General features: G+C 66.1%; 21 protein-coding genes. 8 read left to right on the top strand and 13 right to left on the bottom strand.

Annotated features, from left to right (window positions below):
- Nucleotides 1-23: 23 nt before the first annotated feature.
- Nucleotides 24-242 carry a hypothetical protein gene (locus tag A7X65_RS42240; protein WP_156528357.1) on the bottom strand — a complete coding sequence of 73 codons (219 nt, stop codon included), beginning with the start codon at nucleotides 240-242 and terminating at the stop codon, nucleotides 24-26.
- A 135-nt stretch (nucleotides 243-377) separates the two neighbouring features.
- Between A7X65_RS42240 and A7X65_RS34085 the strand changes: the two genes are divergently transcribed.
- Nucleotides 378-680 (top strand): hypothetical protein, encoded by a 303-nt coding sequence (locus tag A7X65_RS34085; protein ID WP_063693660.1) that lies wholly within the window; start codon nucleotides 378-380, stop codon nucleotides 678-680.
- Nucleotides 681-714: 34 nt separating this feature from the next.
- On the opposite strand, the gene A7X65_RS34080 is transcribed toward A7X65_RS34085, so the two are convergent.
- Entirely contained in the window at nucleotides 715-1,176 is a 462-nt protein-coding gene (locus A7X65_RS34080) for a DUF6314 family protein (RefSeq protein ID WP_063693658.1), read from the bottom strand.
- A 123-nt stretch (nucleotides 1,177-1,299) separates the two neighbouring features.
- On the opposite strand from A7X65_RS34080, the gene A7X65_RS34075 reads away from it, so the two are divergent.
- Nucleotides 1,300-1,533: a hypothetical protein gene (locus tag A7X65_RS34075; RefSeq protein ID WP_063693656.1), complete on the top strand. Its 234-nt coding sequence runs from the start codon at nucleotides 1,300-1,302 to the stop codon at nucleotides 1,531-1,533.
- A gap of 8 nt (nucleotides 1,534-1,541) precedes the next feature.
- Here the strand turns inward: A7X65_RS34075 and A7X65_RS34070 are convergent, their stop codons facing one another.
- A complete protein-coding gene (locus A7X65_RS34070; RefSeq protein ID WP_063693654.1) occupies nucleotides 1,542-2,501 on the bottom strand; it encodes an AraC family transcriptional regulator in 960 nt (319 codons plus the stop codon).
- 276 nt (nucleotides 2,502-2,777) lie between these two features.
- Here A7X65_RS34070 and A7X65_RS34065 point away from each other — a divergent pair, with 276 nt between their 5' ends.
- The 4 genes from A7X65_RS34065 (at nucleotide 2,778) to A7X65_RS34050 (ending at nucleotide 6,089) form a co-directional block, all read left to right on the top strand.
- Nucleotides 2,778-3,020, top strand: a complete 243-nt coding sequence (locus tag A7X65_RS34065; protein WP_063693651.1) for a hypothetical protein — start codon at nucleotides 2,778-2,780, stop codon at nucleotides 3,018-3,020.
- Between the two features lie 25 nt (nucleotides 3,021-3,045).
- Nucleotides 3,046-3,294: a GCG_CRPN prefix-to-repeats domain-containing protein gene (locus A7X65_RS34060; RefSeq protein ID WP_145666777.1), complete on the top strand. Its 249-nt coding sequence runs from the start codon at nucleotides 3,046-3,048 to the stop codon at nucleotides 3,292-3,294.
- Nucleotides 3,295-3,486: 192 nt separating this feature from the next.
- Nucleotides 3,487-4,170, top strand: coding sequence for a response regulator (locus A7X65_RS34055; protein ID WP_063693649.1), 684 nt, complete (start codon nucleotides 3,487-3,489; stop codon nucleotides 4,168-4,170).
- Nucleotides 4,167-6,089 carry a sensor histidine kinase gene (locus tag A7X65_RS34050; protein WP_063693647.1) on the top strand — a complete coding sequence of 641 codons (1,923 nt, stop codon included), beginning with the start codon at nucleotides 4,167-4,169 and terminating at the stop codon, nucleotides 6,087-6,089. The genes A7X65_RS34055 and A7X65_RS34050 overlap by 4 nt, the downstream gene beginning before the upstream one ends.
- Nucleotides 6,090-6,223: 134 nt before the next feature.
- Here A7X65_RS34050 and A7X65_RS34045 read toward each other — a convergent pair whose 3' ends face one another.
- Nucleotides 6,224-6,514: a hypothetical protein gene (locus tag A7X65_RS34045; RefSeq protein ID WP_063693645.1), complete on the bottom strand. Its 291-nt coding sequence runs from the start codon at nucleotides 6,512-6,514 to the stop codon at nucleotides 6,224-6,226.
- Nucleotides 6,515-6,749: 235 nt separating this feature from the next.
- On the opposite strand from A7X65_RS34045, the gene A7X65_RS34040 reads away from it, so the two are divergent.
- The gene (locus tag A7X65_RS34040) at nucleotides 6,750-6,974 is read left to right on the top strand and encodes a cysteine rich repeat-containing protein (protein ID WP_063693643.1); all 225 of its coding nucleotides are present in this window, start codon (nucleotides 6,750-6,752) and stop codon (nucleotides 6,972-6,974) included.
- A 54-nt stretch (nucleotides 6,975-7,028) separates the two neighbouring features.
- On the opposite strand, the gene A7X65_RS34035 is transcribed toward A7X65_RS34040, so the two are convergent.
- The 4 genes from A7X65_RS34035 to A7X65_RS34020 all read right to left on the bottom strand — a co-directional run bounded on the left by A7X65_RS34035 (nucleotide 7,029) and on the right by A7X65_RS34020 (nucleotide 10,158).
- Nucleotides 7,029-7,724, bottom strand: coding sequence for a hypothetical protein (locus tag A7X65_RS34035; RefSeq protein WP_063693641.1), 696 nt, complete (start codon nucleotides 7,722-7,724; stop codon nucleotides 7,029-7,031).
- A 137-nt stretch (nucleotides 7,725-7,861) separates the two neighbouring features.
- Nucleotides 7,862-8,587, bottom strand: a complete 726-nt coding sequence (locus tag A7X65_RS34030; RefSeq protein WP_063693878.1) for a hypothetical protein — start codon at nucleotides 8,585-8,587, stop codon at nucleotides 7,862-7,864.
- Nucleotides 8,588-8,718: 131 nt separating this feature from the next.
- Nucleotides 8,719-8,967 carry a hypothetical protein gene (locus A7X65_RS34025; protein ID WP_063693639.1) on the bottom strand — a complete coding sequence of 83 codons (249 nt, stop codon included), beginning with the start codon at nucleotides 8,965-8,967 and terminating at the stop codon, nucleotides 8,719-8,721.
- A 225-nt stretch (nucleotides 8,968-9,192) separates the two neighbouring features.
- On the bottom strand, nucleotides 9,193-10,158 hold the full coding sequence (locus A7X65_RS34020; protein ID WP_063693637.1) for an NAD(P)H-dependent flavin oxidoreductase: 966 nt from the start codon (nucleotides 10,156-10,158) through the stop codon (nucleotides 9,193-9,195).
- Between the two features lie 106 nt (nucleotides 10,159-10,264).
- Between A7X65_RS34020 and A7X65_RS34015 the strand changes: the two genes are divergently transcribed.
- Nucleotides 10,265-11,827 carry an AMP-binding protein gene (locus tag A7X65_RS34015; protein WP_063693635.1) on the top strand — a complete coding sequence of 521 codons (1,563 nt, stop codon included), beginning with the start codon at nucleotides 10,265-10,267 and terminating at the stop codon, nucleotides 11,825-11,827.
- Between the two features lie 521 nt (nucleotides 11,828-12,348).
- On the opposite strand, the gene A7X65_RS34010 is transcribed toward A7X65_RS34015, so the two are convergent.
- The 5 genes from A7X65_RS34010 to A7X65_RS33990 all read right to left on the bottom strand — a co-directional run bounded on the left by A7X65_RS34010 (nucleotide 12,349) and on the right by A7X65_RS33990 (nucleotide 17,119).
- The gene (locus tag A7X65_RS34010; protein WP_063693632.1) at nucleotides 12,349-13,122 is read right to left on the bottom strand and encodes a thioesterase family protein; all 774 of its coding nucleotides are present in this window, start codon (nucleotides 13,120-13,122) and stop codon (nucleotides 12,349-12,351) included.
- Between the two features lie 145 nt (nucleotides 13,123-13,267).
- On the bottom strand, nucleotides 13,268-14,236 hold the full coding sequence (locus tag A7X65_RS34005; protein WP_063693630.1) for an NAD(P)H-dependent flavin oxidoreductase: 969 nt from the start codon (nucleotides 14,234-14,236) through the stop codon (nucleotides 13,268-13,270).
- A 257-nt stretch (nucleotides 14,237-14,493) separates the two neighbouring features.
- Nucleotides 14,494-15,894, bottom strand: coding sequence for an aspartate ammonia-lyase (locus A7X65_RS34000; protein ID WP_063693627.1), 1,401 nt, complete (start codon nucleotides 15,892-15,894; stop codon nucleotides 14,494-14,496).
- 36 nt (nucleotides 15,895-15,930) lie between these two features.
- Nucleotides 15,931-16,470 carry a hypothetical protein gene (locus A7X65_RS33995; RefSeq protein ID WP_063693625.1) on the bottom strand — a complete coding sequence of 180 codons (540 nt, stop codon included), beginning with the start codon at nucleotides 16,468-16,470 and terminating at the stop codon, nucleotides 15,931-15,933.
- A 46-nt stretch (nucleotides 16,471-16,516) separates the two neighbouring features.
- Nucleotides 16,517-17,119 (bottom strand): YqaA family protein, encoded by a 603-nt coding sequence (locus A7X65_RS33990; RefSeq protein ID WP_082885150.1) that lies wholly within the window; start codon nucleotides 17,117-17,119, stop codon nucleotides 16,517-16,519.
- Nucleotides 17,120-17,129 lie beyond the last annotated feature (10 nt).

The following is a 17,129-nucleotide window of genomic DNA, read 5'->3' as shown; positions in this document are numbered from 1 at the left end:
GGGTCAAGTCGATCCGCTGACGATCATGCTGAAAAGGCAGTTGGCGCGATTTGTGAGACCGGAACTGGATCGGCCATCCCCTTGCCGGTATCTATTTTTTGTCGGCGACTACCGCACGTCATCCTGTTGGTATCTTTGTTGGTATCGGCAATCATATGCACAAAAAATGCAGCCAAGCCAATTGGTTGTGCTCCTAGCCAATTGCCGGCCAGGGGCACCACGCTTCGCCATGGCTCAGTCATGCCATGTGCGTCCGGCAAAGCCTTGACGAAAACGCACGATCGTCCCGGCATGGCTGAACCGCTTCCCCGCTCTAGCGGACGTCACATCCCCACCGTATAAGCCGGTAGCTTCTTCTGTAGCTGAAGGAGCTCATCATGAACGACCTGCACGCGTGGCTTTCCGAACAGCACCACGGCCTGCGCACCTTCCGGACATTCCAGCAAAAGCTCGAGACGATCGGCCGGGACGATCCCGCCCAACGCGGCCTGTGCCGTGTGCTGAGCAGTCTTGTCGGCAGCTATGTCGAGGCCTTCGACGAGGCCCCGCTGCCGGTCGAGGTCGCCAACAGTGCCTATCAGCGCCTGCTGGCGCTGGTCGCGAGCATCGATGTCCACGGCAACGCCGACCGCCGGCTCGCCGACATCAACCGCGTGGCGGAGAGCGAGCTCTGGCAGTGAAGGGCAGCCCGCCGTCGCCATCGCGCCGGCCTGTTCACGCCAGACGCCTGTAGGTCGTGTTCATCGTGTAGTCCTTGGCTGGACCCGACACCACATGGCGGACGACGAACGTGCCATCCGGCAGAAACATGTAGGCCGATTGATACTCGTCGCGCCTGCAAAGATGGTGCGCATGTCCGCTCAGCCCTCCCCTCGGCGATGCGGACAGCGAAATCTCGTGAAACAGCCGCGGTGGGTCTTCCCTGAAGAAGACCTTGAATCCTCCGTCGCTGCGGCTGAAGACATATTCGCGCTCGGCCTTAACCGTGGCGCCGTTGGCAAGCTTCAGATCTCCCTGCTCGCGATAGGCCAGCCATTCCCTGTCCAGTGGCGTGAAGGTGGCGATGCCTTGCATCGTGGCCTGGCTTTCGATGACCCGGTTAAGGGACCACGAGCCGATCAGCTTTTGCGTGATTTGAAGGATGTCACCCCAGCCTTCGATCGTGGCTTCGTTCATATTTTCACGCCTGCGCGTTAACCAACCGATCCGGCCTGACCGGATCAGGCAGCCGGGAATTCGACTTCAGCAAGCCGATACCTATATCCTACCGCAACGAATGGTGACGCAGCGAGCAGCTTGATGGCCAGGAGACGCACGAGCGAAGCGGACGCCGACGACCTCCCCCGCTTCTTCGTCTGGGTCCGGGGCCTCGACGGCCCCGAGCCGCAGAAGTGGATGACGATGGATTTCGGCGTCGGTGACTGGAAGCGGCCGCTCGTGCTGGCCTTTCTGGAGCTGCCGGAGGGCGAACGGCATCTGCCGCTGTCGGCGCTGGCGCGGCGCTATCCGCCGCCGCGGGTGGATGTCTCGTAGGGCAGGTCTCACTTCCCCCGTGCCGCGGTCGGCGTCAGCCCGAACCGGCGGCGAAAGCAGCGGTTGAAATAAGACAGATCATTGAAGCCGCAGGCGAAGGCGATGTCGCTGATGCGGCCCTCGCGATGCGTGAGCAGGTCGGCCGCCTTGCGCAGGCGGAGCTCGTTGAGACGGGTGGTGAAGCTGGCGCCCGCCTCGAACAGCAGCTCGTTGACGTAGCGCTCGGAGAGGCCGGCGGCAGCGGCGAGCTTCTGCGCGGAAAAATCCGGCTCGTGGAAACGCGCCTGAAGGATCAACATCACGGCCTTGAGCCGCACCGCACGCAAGCCGCGCCGGCGTGCGGCGGCGGCGACATCGTTGCGGGCACCGAGACCGATCGCCGCGAGATCGATCAGGTGGGCGGCGATCGCCATGCCGGCCTCGTCCGCGGCGACGGGATGGTGCAGCAGGAGATCGCTGTAGTCCATCGCCAGCGTCAGCGCGCCGCCCGGCTCGAGCTCGCAGCCGACGAGATCGTCGACGTCAGGCACCATCGCCCGCAACGTATCGACCGGAAAATGCACGTTGGTGAACCGCTTGTGGCTGGCCCCGTCGGCGGCGAAGAACGGCTCGTCCAGCTTGAGTAGCACCATCGATCCCGGCCGCATGGTGAACTCACGTCCGCGATGGATCACCTGCGACGGGCGGTCTCCGGTGTTGCGCGCGAGGCAAAAGCGATCGTCGCCGGTCTCGATCACCTGGCGCTTCTCGCGCCGCACCGTGACGAAGCTGCCGTCGCAACGCCCGAGCATGGTGGTGCCGATGTGGATCGAGTTCATCGACGCGCGAAACGGCACGTCCGATGCCGGATCCAGCTCGCCGGTGTTGGAGAAATGCTCGAACAATTCGGCGAAGCGGATGAAGCGCTGCCGGTCGGACAAGTCTTGCGGCAGCATGTCGGTCGAGAGCGACTTTCGGGTGACGGACATCGAAAGGACTTCCAGGAAAGAATTTTTCGAGAAAAATCGTGCACGAAACCGGCCGAACATCGCGGGCGGACATGAATGCACGCTGAAGGCGACCGCGACAGGCTATCAGCACGCCAACGTGAATCAAGCTGCGCCGGTCAGTCCAAGCCGGCGGCCGTCCAGCGCCGAACAGTCCAAGACGAGGCGCGCGCGTCGCCGCGGCGGCCCGCCACAGACGGGACCGAATCCGGGCAACCGGGCGGCCCCGGCCTGACGCCCGCTGGAGGAGACGATCATATGCGAACCTCTCTACCCCGCAGCCTCGTGCTCGGCGGCGCCATCGCGACCAGCCTCTGCGTCGGTTACGCGCTCGGCGCGCAGCCCCACATGGACGAAGCCATTGCGATCCTGCAGTCGGCCCGCGTCGAGCTCGGCAAGGCCGAGCCCAACAAGGGCGGCCACCGCGAGAAGGCGATCGGGCTGATCGACCAGGCGATCGGCGAAGTGCGCGCCGGCATCGCGTTCGCCGCCGGCCGCTGACGCAACGGCATCGGGAGAACCAGACATGATGCGCATCGTGTTCGTTGCATGCCTCGCGCTCGGCGCGATCACAGGCTCTGCCCAGGCCATGCCGCTGGCTCCGCTCACCGGCGGGAGCGGCGACATCGTCGCGGTCGCCGGCGGTTGCGGCAAGGGCTGGCACCGCGGCCCCTATGGCGGCTGCCTGAGAAACTACGCCAACCCCGCCGCGCATGCCTGCCCGCGCGGCTACCATATCGGTCCCGGCGGCGCATGCCGCGGCAACGGCCGGTAAGGACTGAGCGACCTCTCCCCGCTTTGCGGGGAGAGGCGACCTCGCAAACGGCCCACTCCCGCCAGGACGCCGATCCACAACGGACACGAGGGATGCCTGACCGCCCCCATGATTATGGGTGTCGCGGCTGGCGCTCCGCGGCTAAACTTGGCCTCGCGCCGCGGGGGACACGCGGGTGCGGGACGATGAAGCATGAGCGAACAGGGCGAGACGGGTGAGACCGTCACCATCCTCCTCGTCGAGGATGATGCGCCGACCTGCTGGCGGCTCCAGGACGCGCTGGTCAAGGCCGGCTACGAGGTGCGCAGCGCCGGCACGCTGGCCGAGGCCCGCACGGCGCTGGCCGAAGCCGCACCGCGCGTGCTGCTCACCGATCTCAGGCTTCCCGACGGCCACGGCGTCGAATTGATCCGCGAGGTCCGGCAGCGCTTTCCCGACACCGAGATCATGGTGATCTCGGCGCTCGGCGACGAGGAGAGCGTGATCTCGGCGATCACCGTCGGCGCCACCGGCTATCTGCTCAAGGACGCCTTCCCCACCGACATCGCCACCACCGTGCGCGATCTCGTCGCCGGCCATTCCCCGATCTCGGCCTCTATCGCCCGCTTCATCGTGCGCCGGACGCAAGGCGCCGCGCAGAGTTCGGCCGGAGCGACGCCGGGTCCCGCACTCAACACGGCGAAGCTGACCCCGCGCGAGATCGACATCCTCTGGGGCATCGCAAAGGGCTTCAGCTATGCCGAGATCGCGAGCCATCTCGGCCTGTCCAGGCAGACCGTGCCCGGGCACATCAAGAACATCTATCGCAAGCTCGAGGTGCACACACGCAGCGAAGCGGTGTTCGAGGCGGTGCAGCAGGGCCTGATCAAGCTGTGAGCGAGATCGCGGCGAAGGCCCCCACCCGTCCGCGGCGCCGGCTCATCGTGTCGCGGCTCGTGCCCTATCTGCTGCTCCAGGCGCTGATCGTGATCGCGACCATCCTCGGGCTGCGGCTGCTGCAGCCCAGCGACCCCGAAGATTTTGCGCTGAGCCAGTTTTCGCTGCGCGAGGACGGCGTGACGCGCCCCGTGACGCTGCCGCACTTCACGTCATCCCGCTATTCGCTGGCGGATCCTCCGCTCTACACCGGCGCTTTCACCTTCAGAAGCGCCGATGCGGGGGCGGGCTGGTCGGTGTACCTGCCGCGCTTCAGCAACGCGGTGGAAGTCGCCGTCAACGGCGTCGTCGTGCTCGATTCCCGTCGCGACGCCAATGCCAACCGGCCGGATCGCAACACGCCGCAGATCGCTGTCATTCCCGCTTCGCTGCTTCGCGACGGCAGCAACGAGATCACGGTGCGGCTGTTCGTGTGGGGGCCGCTCAAGGGCTTTCTCGACACCGTCTATGTCGGACCGGACGCCGCCTTGCGTCCGTCCTACGAGACGCGCACGCTGCTGTTCGTGACGCTGCAGGTGGCGTTCTCCGCCTGGCAGTCGATCCTCGCCGTCATCCTCGCGATCATGTGGCTGATGCGGCGGCGCGAGCCGGTCTATGGCGTGCTGGCCGTCGCGATGGTGCTCGGCGTGATCCAGGCATTCATACCGCCGCCGGTGCCGCCGGCCGCCATATCGCGGCTTGCCGCGGTGCTGCTCGCGTCCGCGCCGACCGAAAGCGCGCTGATCGTCGCCTTCGGCGTGCTGTTCTTCGGCTGGCGCTGGCCGCGCTACGGCATGCTGCTGTTCGCGCCGGGCCTCATCGTGTTCGTGGTCGGCCTGATCGCCGGTCCGCCGCTGCCGCGCATTCTGTTTCTCGTGCTCGGCATCCCCACCGTCGGGATCTGCCTGTTCCTGATGGCGTGCGTGACCGCGACCGCGGTGGTACGGCGGCAGGATGCCGCCAGCTTCACGATCGGCTGCGCGGTGACCATCGTGCTGACCTGCTGGGTCCACGACATGCTGTCGGTGTTCGAGATCGTCACCAATGAACGCATCTTCGTCTCGCGCCTGTCCTATTCGGCGATGCTGGTCGCGATCGGTGCGGGGTTGACCTGGCGCTTCGCCCGCGCGCTGAACCAGGTCGACAGCTTTGCCGGGCAATTGGTGACGCGGGTGCACGAGGCCGAGGAGCGGCTGAAGGCGAGCTTTGCCCGCGAGGAGGAGCGCGCCCGCGCCGCCGCGCTCGCCAATGAGCGCACAAGGCTGATGCGCGATCTGCATGACGGCCTCGGCGGCCAGCTCGTCAGCATCGTCGCGCTGTCCGAGCGCGGCCATGAGGGCGCGAGCATCACGGACGCCGCCCGCGCCGCGTTGAAGGATCTGCGCCTCGTCATCGATTCCATGGACGACATCGGCGGCGACCTCATGCTCGCGCTCGGCTCCTGGCGCGAGCGTGCGACGGCGCAATTGCGGCCGCACGACATCGCGCTCGACTGGCGTGTGGCGACGCCGCAAGGCGTGCCGCTGCATCCCGAGCTCAGGCCATGGCACGTGATCCAGATCGTGCGCATCCTCGACGAAGCCGTGACCAATGCCGTCAAGCACGCCCAGGCCCGCAATATCGCGGTCACCATCGAGACGCTCGACGGAGCTCAGGGACCGTATGGCGTGATCAGCGTAACCGACGACGGCTGTGGTTTCGCACGAGCCGAGAACGGCGAGGCCGCCGGCGCGAGCCAGACCGCACGGGGCCTGCGCAACATGAGAAGCCGCGCCGCACGCTGTGGTGCGATGCTCGACCTCAGCTCGGATGCCCAGGGCACGCAGGTGCGGCTGCAATTGCCGCAGGTCTTTCCCGACAGCGATGCTGCCGGTGGCTGAAAAGCCCCCTCTCCGAACGTGTGGGACGCGCGGAGAGAGGGAACGGGCGGGATTGTCTGCCTGCGGAGGACGGGGGGGTTCGTCCGCAGCTCCTGCGCCCGAAACGATGCAATCAACTCAATCGAACGAGACCGTCAGCGAACACCGACGCGATTGACCGGACCGCCGCGATTCATCGGTGTGCCCGCACGCACGCCGACACCGGGCGCACCGACGCCGGGGGTCGCAACCGCAGCCGCCGCGACCGGCGCTCCCGGCGCGACCACCACCGCCGCCGTCGGCCGCACCACGCAGCCCTTGGGCACGCCGACCGTCTTGCAATAGACCACCGCCTGTGCCGGGCTCGTCCCCAGCGACACCATTGCCGCACCCGCCAGCACCATGACTGTCAGCCCGGCGCCCAGCGCTCCCGTTGTTTTCGACATTCTTGCTCTCCTGCTTCCCGTTCGGCGCCCGATGCAATTCACCGGGTCTCGCAGCCGACGTGCAGCCTGAATGGCAAAATGCGGCGCGCGGATACATGCCATGAAGATGGGGGTGCGGCGGCCGAGGCGGCGCGCCGATGCCATGAACATGGCATGGACCGGCACCAGGCCTTCGCGACATTGTCCGCCCGCTTGATCCCGAACGGGACGCCCGACAATTGCAAAGAGGTGCTTTATGAAGATTTCGGTTCTTGCCGCGCTGCTGCTTGCCGCCACTGCCCTGCCCGCCGCAGCGCAATCCGGTCCGACGCCGCAGGAGCAGATGGCCTGCCGCAGCGATGCCGGCAAGTTCTGCGCAGAACACATCGGCAAGCCGCCGCAGATGAATGCCTGCCTGCGCGAGAACAAGTCGAAGCTTTCCGACGGCTGCCGCAAGGTCGTGGAGTCGCACGGCGGCTGATCGTTACGAAAGCGATCGCGCGCTCAGCGAGGAAGCTGGGCGCGCCGACACACGCTAATCGTCGTCATCCGCCCCGAACAGCCTGATCTGCGGAACGCCGCTGCGCGGGCGGTTCGCATAATCACGCGACTCGGAATCTTCACGGACGTTGCGGGCCACGTCGTCCCAATCGGTGCGGTCACGCATGGCGCGCGGGTCGCGGGACTCATAGTACCGGCGCTCGGCCCAGCGCTCACGCCGCTCGGCCCGGCGCCGCTCACTCGCGGCGCGCTTTACGTCGGAGTCTCTCGCCTTGGCATAGGCGTCCTTGGCAGAGGCGTTGTCGGACGAGGAGGGCTGGCTCGTCGAAGCCTGCTGCTCGGCAGGTTTCGCAGACGATGCCGGCGCCGGCTTCGGCGGCTCGACCGCGGCCGCCTGCGAAGGCGGCGGCGCTGGCGGTTCGGCGTTCGCCTGGGTGACCTGCGTGTCGGACTTTGCCGCTTCAGGTTTCGCTTCGGCCTGGGCCGGCGGCGCGACGATCGTGCCGAACGCCTGCGATCCCGTCAGATATTGCACGCGCTCGGACGGCGTATTGGTCTGGGCCGGCGCGCTGGCGGCATCCGTGCGCTGCGCCATCTTGCTGGCATCCGCACCCTGCTTGGGCGCGATCGGATTCATGATGTTACCGGCAACGATGCCGCCGCCGAGACCAATGGCAATGGCCACTATGATAGTTCCGGCACCGACGAAATAGGCTGTCGAGGCGCGCATTGATCCACTCCCTCTTTCGAGGCGGGCAACGCGTGGGGATTACCAGATGTTCCTGATGGGTGCGGTTCCAAAGCGCGATGAGCCGTCGCGCTTCGAGACATTCATCGAGCGTGATCCATTCGGGAAACCGGCCCGTGTCAGATCTGCTGCGCGACCTTCTCGAGCCCGATGAGGCGGGCGAGCTTGCGCACTTCTTCCTTCTGATCGTCACGCAGCTGGAACAGCAGCGGCATCGCGGCCGACTTCAACTGCTGCACCTCGTCGCAATTCGGATCGATCTGCGCGCTGGGCGGCGCGTTCGGATTCGACAGCTTGTTCGCCTGCATCCTGCGCGCGACGTTGCGCAGCGCGGTCTCGACCGAAGGCCAGTAATATTCCTGCGACGACGACAGCTTCAGGCGATCCTTGATGCCTGAGATCTGGACGTCGGAGAGCAACGAATAGGATTTCTGCGGCTGCGGCTTGGCGGCGACCTTCGGCTTGGCCGGGACCTCGACGGCGGGAACTTCGGCCGCGGCGGGAGCCTCGTTGACGCCGGCCGACGAACCCTTCTTCGGCAGCGGAAAATCGGAGGGCGTTGCGGCGGCAAAGGCCTGACGCAGCGGCTCGGTCAAGACCGGCGCCTGGGCGAGCCTGTCCGCGGGCACCTGGACCGACTCGATCGCGGCCGAAGCCAGAGCCAGCGTCGGAACCAGACGATCGGCCTTGGCGGCGCGGTTGGTGGCAAGCGGCTTGGCCGGCGGGGCTTCGGTGATCATCTCGGCGCTGACGCTGGGGACGCTGTCGCGGCCGAGAATGGCGGTGGTGGCGGCCCCAAGGACGAGGAAACAGGTCAGCACAACGATGGTGATGGCTTTGGACAAACGTCCCTCCGCGTCCGACTTCAAGTCCATGTGATCACTGCCGTAAAACTGGGCGGTAAATAAGGCTTAACCGTGCCATGACAGCGGCAATCGCGCGGACTGCGGCGACATCGCCGAAAACTCCAATAAAATCAGGCAGCTGCCGCCAGGTCGTAGGCGTCCTGGATGTCGGCGACGATCTCGGAGGCTTCCCAGACCGCACGCGGCTCGACCGATTGCAGCGTCACCGTCCAGTTGCCGCCGCGGCGGGTGCGGGGGACGCTGACGATGTCGAAGCGCACGTTGCGGCACAGCGGATGGCGGGCCAGCGCATGGGCGACGCGGACGCGGATCTCATCCAGCGATGCCGCCGTCTTGGCGTTGAGATAATCGAAGTCCATCGCCTGTCCCTCTCATCCTGATTGGCGGCCGTGAGGGGGATTGTTGGCTGGCCTTGGTTAATCCGCCGTTAAGTGAGCCGGGCCGGAGGCATGCGGAATTAACTGTGATCGATGCGATGGTAGAGTCTCCGCATCGTCATGGCCGGGCTTGTCCCGGCCATCCACGTCTCGGCGGGGCACGAAGAACGTGGATGCCCGGGACAAGCCCGGGCATGACGAGCCCACCTACCGCCCGCCCGCCTCGCGATACTCCGCGATGGTCCGCGCAACGAGATCGCCGGCCGCCGGCACGTCGGTCACGCCCGAGGTCGAGTGCCCGCCGCTCCAGATGTCGCGCCAACGCTTTGGCCGGTTCTCGCGCGCGGCGACGTCGATATCCTTGGCGATGTCGATCGCGCCGCGCGCCGGCAGGTCATCAGGGTCGAGACCCGCAGCGACGATCGACGGCCTCAGCATGCTGGTCTGAAGGCCCGTGAACGCGGTGGTCAGCAGGATGTCGTCGGCGCTGCTCTCGACCAGCATCCGCTTGTGACGGTCGTCGGCCATGCTCTCGCGCGTCGCGATGAACTTGGTGCCCATGTAGCCGAGATCGCAGCCGAGCACCTCCGCGGCACGCAAGCTGCGGCCGTCGCTGATGCCGCCCGCGAGCACGATGATGCCGTCGTAGAATGCGCGCACCGCGCGGACGAAGGCGAACGGGTTGAGCCAACCGGTCTGCCCGCCCGCGCCTGCGGTGAGCAGCACGAGCCCGTCGGCCCCGGCGTCCGCAGCGCGTTCGGCGTGGCGGATCGTGGCGACGTCCGCCAGCACCAGCACACCGGCGTCATGCAGCGGCTTCAAGACCGGCGCCGGCGAGCCGACCGAGGTGATGACGATCTCCGGCTTGTGCCGCAGCAGCGCGGCGAGATCCTGCTCCAGCCGCGCATTGGAGCGGTGCACGATCAGGTTCGGGCAGAGCGGCGCCGCCCTGCGACCGGCCTGTTGTTCGTGCTGCAGCAGCCGCGCTTCGATCTCACCGAGCCACGCATCGAGCTGTTCCGTGCTGCGGCAATTCGCGGTGGGGAAGCTGCCGATTACGCCGCTTCGGCAGGCCGCGACCATGAGCTCGACACCCGATACGAGAAACATCGGCGCTGCGATCAGCGGCAGGGCGAGACGATCGCTGAAAATTTGCAGTCGGTCTGATGTCACGCATGCCTCCCTCGCGCGGGCTGTCGTTTCCTCCCGCATTCCCTGTGCTAGCGTTGCGGCAAACATTGGCACGTCAGAAGCCGATGACAAAGCAACGAGGAAACATATGGCCGACCCGCTCCATGCATCGTCGCCGACTTGCGCGCAGACGCTACGCGCACTGTCGCGCTATCCCGGCCGCACCGCGTTCGCCTGGCCCGGGGGATCGCTGAGCTATCAGGGCACGATCGACCTGATCGGGCGGATCCAGGGCGTGTTCATGCGGCTTGGCTTGCAGCCCGGCGCGCGCGTCGCCTTCCTCACCGCAAACCGCGCCGACACCTGGTGCGCCGGCGTCGCCGCGCAATTGTCGCGCCTCTGCATCACCTGGCTGCATCCGCTGGGGTCGCAAAGCGACCAGCTGTTCCAGCTCGAGGATTCTGAAGCCGAGATGCTGGTGGTCGACGCCGCCGCCTTCCGCGATCGCGGCGGCGAGCTTGCCGCCAAAGCGAGCATGCTCAAGGCGGTCTTCACCATGGGCCCCGCCGATTATGGCGTCGATCTCTTGCAGGCCATCGAGATCGAAGGCCACGCCAGCCCGCTCTGTCTCGCCGGCCCCGACGATCTCTCCACGCTGAACTACACCGGCGGCACCACCGGCAAATCCAAGGGCGCGCTGCGCTATCACCGCGAAAACAGCGGGGCTGCCGGCGCAATCCTCGCAGACTTCGAAATCCCTGAAGGTGCGCGCTATCTCACCGTCGCCCCGATCAGCCATGTCGCCGGCACGAAGGTGCTGCCGACCCTGATGCGCGGCGGCACCGTGCACATGCTGAAGGGTTTCGATCCCGAAGCGGTGCTGGCGACGATCGCGCGCGAGCGCATCGACTTCACGCTGTTCGTGCCGACGATGATCTACGTGCTGCTCGATCACCCCGCGCTGAGCAGGACCGACCTGTCCTCGCTCGAGCTCGTGCTCTATGGCGCGTCCGCGATGTCGCCGAGCCGGTTGGTCGAAGGCATCGAGCGCATCGGCCCGGTGTTCTCGCAGCTCTACGGCCAGACCGAATGCTATCCGATCTCGGTGCTGCGCAAGAGGGATCACGATCCCAAGACGCCGGAGCTGTTCCTGTCCTGCGGCTTCCCGATCGCGGCCTGCGAGGTCAAGCTGCTCGACGACGACGACCAGGAGGTGAAGACGGGCGAGGCCGGCGAGATCTGCGTGCGCGCGCCGCATGCGATGGCGGAATACTGGAAGCGGCCGGACATCACCGCCGAGACGCTGAAGAACGGCTGGGTCCACACCGGCGATATCGCGCGCAAGGACGAGCGCGGCTACATGTTCATCCTCGACCGCAAGAAGGACATGATCGTCTCCGGCGGCTTCAACATCTTTCCGCGCGAGGTTGAGGACGTGCTGTCGCAACACGCCGACGTCGCGATGGTCGCCGTGGTCGGCGTTCCCGACGAGAAATGGGGCGAGGCCGTTACCGCCGTCGTCGTCCCGCGCGAGGGCGCCACGCCCGATGCCGATGAGCTGATCAATCTCGTGAGGTCGCGCAAGGGCTCGGCCCATGCGCCCAAGCAGATCCAGTTCGTCAGGCAGCTGCCGATGACCGGCGTCGGCAAGGTGGACAAGAAGGTACTCCGTGCGGGCTTCTGGAGCGGACGTGACCGGATGGTAGGGTAAAATCCCGGGATTTCACGGGGGCGTTGTGGCCCCGGCACCACAGCGCGCCACGGAGTGCGCGCCGGCGATGCCCGCCCGATTGCCCGCGAATCAGGGAATCAATTAGACCCGCTGACGGGGCTGGGAAGCGGAGTAAGGCATGAGAGTCGCTTCCCTGGAAAGTGCAGTCGCCGCGGTTACGTTGATCACGGCTATCATCGTGGTGCTGTGGGAGATCAAGATCTTCTACGGTTTGTGAACTGGCAGGATGCAGCGTCGCACACGGCCAAGCATCCCTTCCGCGGCGGCGGAAGCCTGCCGTTCAATTGGAAGGAGCCATGACGGGCTCCGCCGTCACGCTCAAGACCTCTCGATCACCAGACCCGACGACACAACAGGTGTCATCGCCCGGCTCAACCGGGCGATCCAGTACTCCGAGACGGCTGCGATTGAATCGATAGGCCGCGGCGTACTGGATGCTCCGCCTTCGCGGGGCATGAATGGGGCGCGTCGCGCTCCTCTTCGCCCGGCGCGCTAGTGCCCTACCGCTTCTCGATCACCAGGCTCTGCACCGCGCGGCCGAAATAGCCCTGCCGGTCAGCAAGCCGCGACATCGCAAGGCCTGCACCGTCGGGGCCGATCCATGAATCGCCGTCGAGCAGGATCCACTCGCCGACCGGCTGGCGCGCAAAGCTCACGGTGAGGTCGGCGTTGATGTAGGTCCAGGCGCGGAAGTCGAGCGTCGAGGCGGTGCCGTTGGAGAAGTCGGCGGCGACCACGGCGCGCATCGCCTGCGAGATGGCTTCGCCTTCGATCAGCGGATGATCGACGCGAAACCAGATCGCGCCGGCGCCGGCCTGGCCGAAGCGGCCGCGCGCCGCGCGCATCGAGACGGACCGCACGAACGGACTGGTGGCGGCGTGACCGTCCTCGACCAGCGAGTCCTCCGGCGCGGGCAGCGTGACGGGTAGTTCCTTGATGTCATCCGGCAGCGCCTGCGCCTGAGCCTTGATCTTGAGCACGGTGGCGCCGACGACCTGCACGCCGTCGGCGAGCAGCTTGATTTCGCAGAGCTGGATCTTGCGGCCCTCGCGCAGCACTTCGGTGGCGATCGTGAGCGGCGCCACCGGCACCGGACGCATCAGGTCGATGGTCACGCGCGCGATATTCATCGGCACTTGTGTCGGAACGCGCTCGGCCGCCCATGTCACCAGCGACGCCGGCGCCGACCCATGCTGCATGCGCCGGTCCCAGGGACCTGCGGCATCCGGGCTGGTGACGACGTTGTTGCCGTCGACGCGGTAGATGGGGGCCATGTTTGTTCGCTATCTCGGCTGGCGTTTCCCGGACGCAGCGCGGCGCCAAAGCGGTGCGCTGCTGGGCCGGGGTCCACCGTTGCAATGGGTCCCGGCTCTGCGCAGCAGCGTTACACGCTGCAGCGCGTCCGGGACACGAGAGTGATCACAACGGCGGATCGATCGCTTCGTCGTATTCCCTCTTGAAGCGCGCGATCATCTCGGCGGCACCGACGATGCCCTCGACGCTGCCGATGCCCTGGCCGGAGCCCCAGATCTCCTTCCAGGCCTTCGGCTTGGCGCGCTCGCCGGAGGCGTCGGTGCCGAAATTCATCTTGGAGGGATCGGAGGTCGGCAGGTTTTCCGGATCCATGCCGGCGGCGAGGATCGACGGCTTCAGATAGTTGCCGTGCACGCCGGTGAAGAGGTTGGAATAGACGATGTCGTCGGCCGTCGAGCCCGCGATCATCTCCTTGTACTTCTCGACCGCATTGGCCTCCTTCGTCGCGATGAAGGCCGAGCCGATATAGGCGAAGTCGGCGCCGAGGATGCGCGCGGCGCGGATCGCCTTGCCGTTGCCGATGGCGCCCGACAGCGCGATCGGACCGTCGAACCATTTGCGCGTTTCGGCGACGAAGGCCAGCGGCGAGATGGTGCCGGCATGGCCGCCGGCGCCGGCCGCGACCAGGATCAGGCCGTCGGCGCCCTTCTCGATCGCCTTGTGCGCGAATTTCTGGTTGATCACGTCGTGGAAGACGATGCCGCCCCAGTCGTGCACGGCCTGGTTCAGCTCCTCCCGCGCGCCGAGCGAGGAGATGACCATCGGCACCTTGTACTTGGCACAGAGCTGCATGTCGTGATCGAGACGGTTGTTCGACTTGTGCACGATCTGGTTGACCGCGAACGGGGCCGAGGGCCGTTCCGGATGCGCGCGGTCATAGGCCGCGAGTTCTTCGGTGATCCGCGCCAGCCATTCGTCGAGCAGCTCCGGCGGCCGCGCGTTCAGCGCCGGAAACGAGCCGACCACACCCGCCTTGCACTGCGCGATCACCAGATCGGGCACCGAGATGATGAAGAGCGGCGAGCCGATCACGGGGATCGACAGGCGCCCCTTGAACAAGGCAGGCATGGACATTGCGGAACGATCCTCTTCTGGCTGTCAAATCGACGTCGGGAGCCATACCAACAAGGCAATCTTTCCACTGTCAAGTATTGCGTTTTGGCGCCGCAGCGGACGCGGCTACCACAATTCCAAGCAACGGAATTCCGCTCGCCGCCCTCCCGTCATTGCGAGCGAAGCGAAGCAATCCAGACCGTCTAAGCGGAGAGATGCCGGATTGCTTCGTCGCAAGAGCTCCTCGCAATGACGAGGTGAGAGCGGCGGCTCAACGCCTACCCGATCAAATCCGGATTGATCAGCCGCTCGAACGAGAACATCTCGTCCCATTTCTCCTGTGTCAGCAGCTTGCGCTCGACCACGACGATCTGGTGCAGCGACTTGCCGCTCTTGTAGCCCTCGCGCGCGATCTCGGCGCATTGCTTGTAGCCGAGCAGCGGCTTCAGCACCGTGACGATGCCGAGCGAGTTGAGCACCATGTTGCGGGTGTGCTCCTCGTTGGCGGTGATGCCGACGACGCAATTCTCGCGCAGGCTGTTGACCGCGCGCTCCATGGTGCGGATCGAGAAGAACAGCGCGAATGAAATCACCGGCTCCATCACGTTGAGCTGGAGCTGGCCGGCGCTTGCGGCGAGCGTCACCGTGGTGTCGAGGCCGATGACGAGGAAACTGGTCTGGTTGACGACTTCAGGGATGACCGGATTGACCTTGCCCGGCATGATCGAGGAGCCCGGCTGCAGCTGCGGAAGATTGATCTCGTTGAAGCCGGCGCGCGGGCCCGACGCCAGCAGACGGATGTCGTTGCAGATCTTCGTCAGCTTGCTCGCGGTGCGCTTCAATACGCCGGAGAGCTGCACATAGGCGCCGGTGTCCGAGGTCGCCTCGACGAGGTCGCCGGCCAGGATGAAATCGACGCCGGTGAGCGCGCTCAGATGCCGGACCGCGAGTTTGGGATAGCCGACCGCTGCGGTGACGGAGGTGCCGATCGCGGTGGCGCCGAGATTGATCTCGCGAAGCAGCGCCCGCGCCTCGGAGATGCGATCGACCTCCTCGCCGATCGTCGTGCCCCAGCCGCGGAATTCGGCGCCGAGCGACATCGGCACGGCGTCCTGCAGATGCGTGCGGCCCATCTTGAGCACGCGATCGAACTCGCGGCCCTTGGCAAAGAACGCCTCCTGGAGCTGGCGCAGCGCGGTCATGTAGCTCTCGAGCCGCAGGATCAGCGCGAGGCGGAAGGCCGTCGGATAGGTGTCGTTGGTGGACTGGCCGTAATTGACGTGGTCGTTGGGGCTGACGTGCTGATAGTCGCCCTTCTTGAAGCCGAGCGATTCCAGCGCGAGATTGGCGATCACCTCGTTGGCGTTCATGTTGGTCGAGGTTCCGGCGCCGCCCTGGATGAAGTCGGTGACGAACTGATCCATCATGTCGCCGGCGATGACGCGGTCGCAGCCGAGGATGATGGCGTCGGCCACCTTGGCGTCGACCGCGCCGAGGTCGCGGTTGGCCATCGCGGCGGCCTTCTTCACGTAACCGAGCGCCTTCACGAAGTAAGGCTCCTGGTTCATGGGAATGCCGGTGATGTGGAAGTTCTCCTTCCCCCGGATGGTCTGGACGCCGTAGTAGATGTCGTCGGCGATCTCACGCTGTCCGAGGAAGTCCTGCTCCGTACGGCTCATGGGCACTCCTTGTTGCATGCGCGCGACGTCGTCACGTCAGTTCTGGCACAGCGCGCTGGTCACGAAAGTGTCGGTGCGGCAATCGTCAGGTTTGCGTTGCCTGCCCGGAATGAGAACCTTGGCCGAGCATTTCTCGGCGGAGTCGGCGTTGACGCCCTTGCCTTCCTTGTAGCCCTTGCTCTGGCAGAGCTGGTCGGCGGCCTGCTTGCAGTCGGGCGCGCCGTTCGACGAGGCCGGGCAGGCCACACGCCCCGACACCATGGTCGAGGGCTTGGCCAGCCGCGACAGGTCATTCATGGTCTCGCCGGGGCTTTTGATCGGTGGCAGGATCGAGGGCAGCTTGTCGAACAGCTTGCCCATTTCGTTGATCAGCCCGGGATTTTCCTCGCGCTCCGGCTGCGCCGATGAAGCCGGCGTCGACGGCGGCGGCGCAGCCTGCGGCCCCTGCTCCCGCAGACCGAGCGACGGCGGCGACGATTGCGGCCATCCCGCCCCGCCGGCACCGAGCAGGATCAGCGCCGCGACTGACATCAGCGTCCCGAGCCGCACGGCCGGATTGCCGGATCGAACCATCATGATGGCAACCGTAGCCGAAGCCGGCGCGGCGGCAAAGCGCGGAGGTTTAGATCAGCTTGACCGCCACCACGAAGCCCAGCACCAGCACGACGGCGCCGAGCGTGACCCACAGGCCGAGATGTTCCTCGAGCTTGTGCCGGATCCAGTCGCCGTAGCGGTTGAGCAGGATCGCCACGATGAAGAAGCGGCCGCCACGCGCGACGATCGAGCACAGGATGAAGAGAATGAGATTATAGCCGGCAAAGCCCGAGGTGATGGTGACGAGCTTGTAGGGGATCGGCGTCAGGCCCTTGAGCAGGATGATCACCGCGCCCCATTCCGCATAGGAGGCGCGGAAGGCATCGACCTTGTCGCCGAGGCCGTAGGCCTGGATCAGCCAGTGACCGACCGAGTCGAACAGCAGCGCGCCGATGGCATAGCCAAGCAGGCCGCCGAGCACCGATGTGACCGTGCAGACCGCGGCATAGACCCAGGCGCGCTGCGGGCGCGCCAGTGACATCGGGATCAGCATCACATCCGGCGGGACCGGAAAGAAGGAGCTTTCTGCGAAAGCCACGGCTCCCATGATCCAGAGCGCGTAGGGCTTGTGGGCGGCGTCGATGCACCAGTCGTAAATACGTTTCAGCATGGCGCCGCGATGAAGCACCATGGGACGGATT

It is taken from the genome of Bradyrhizobium stylosanthis (assembly GCF_001641335.1).
In the GTDB taxonomy this organism is placed as follows: Bacteria; Pseudomonadota; Alphaproteobacteria; order Rhizobiales; family Xanthobacteraceae; genus Bradyrhizobium; species Bradyrhizobium stylosanthis.
This window is presented reverse-complemented; position numbering and strand designations above follow the sequence as displayed.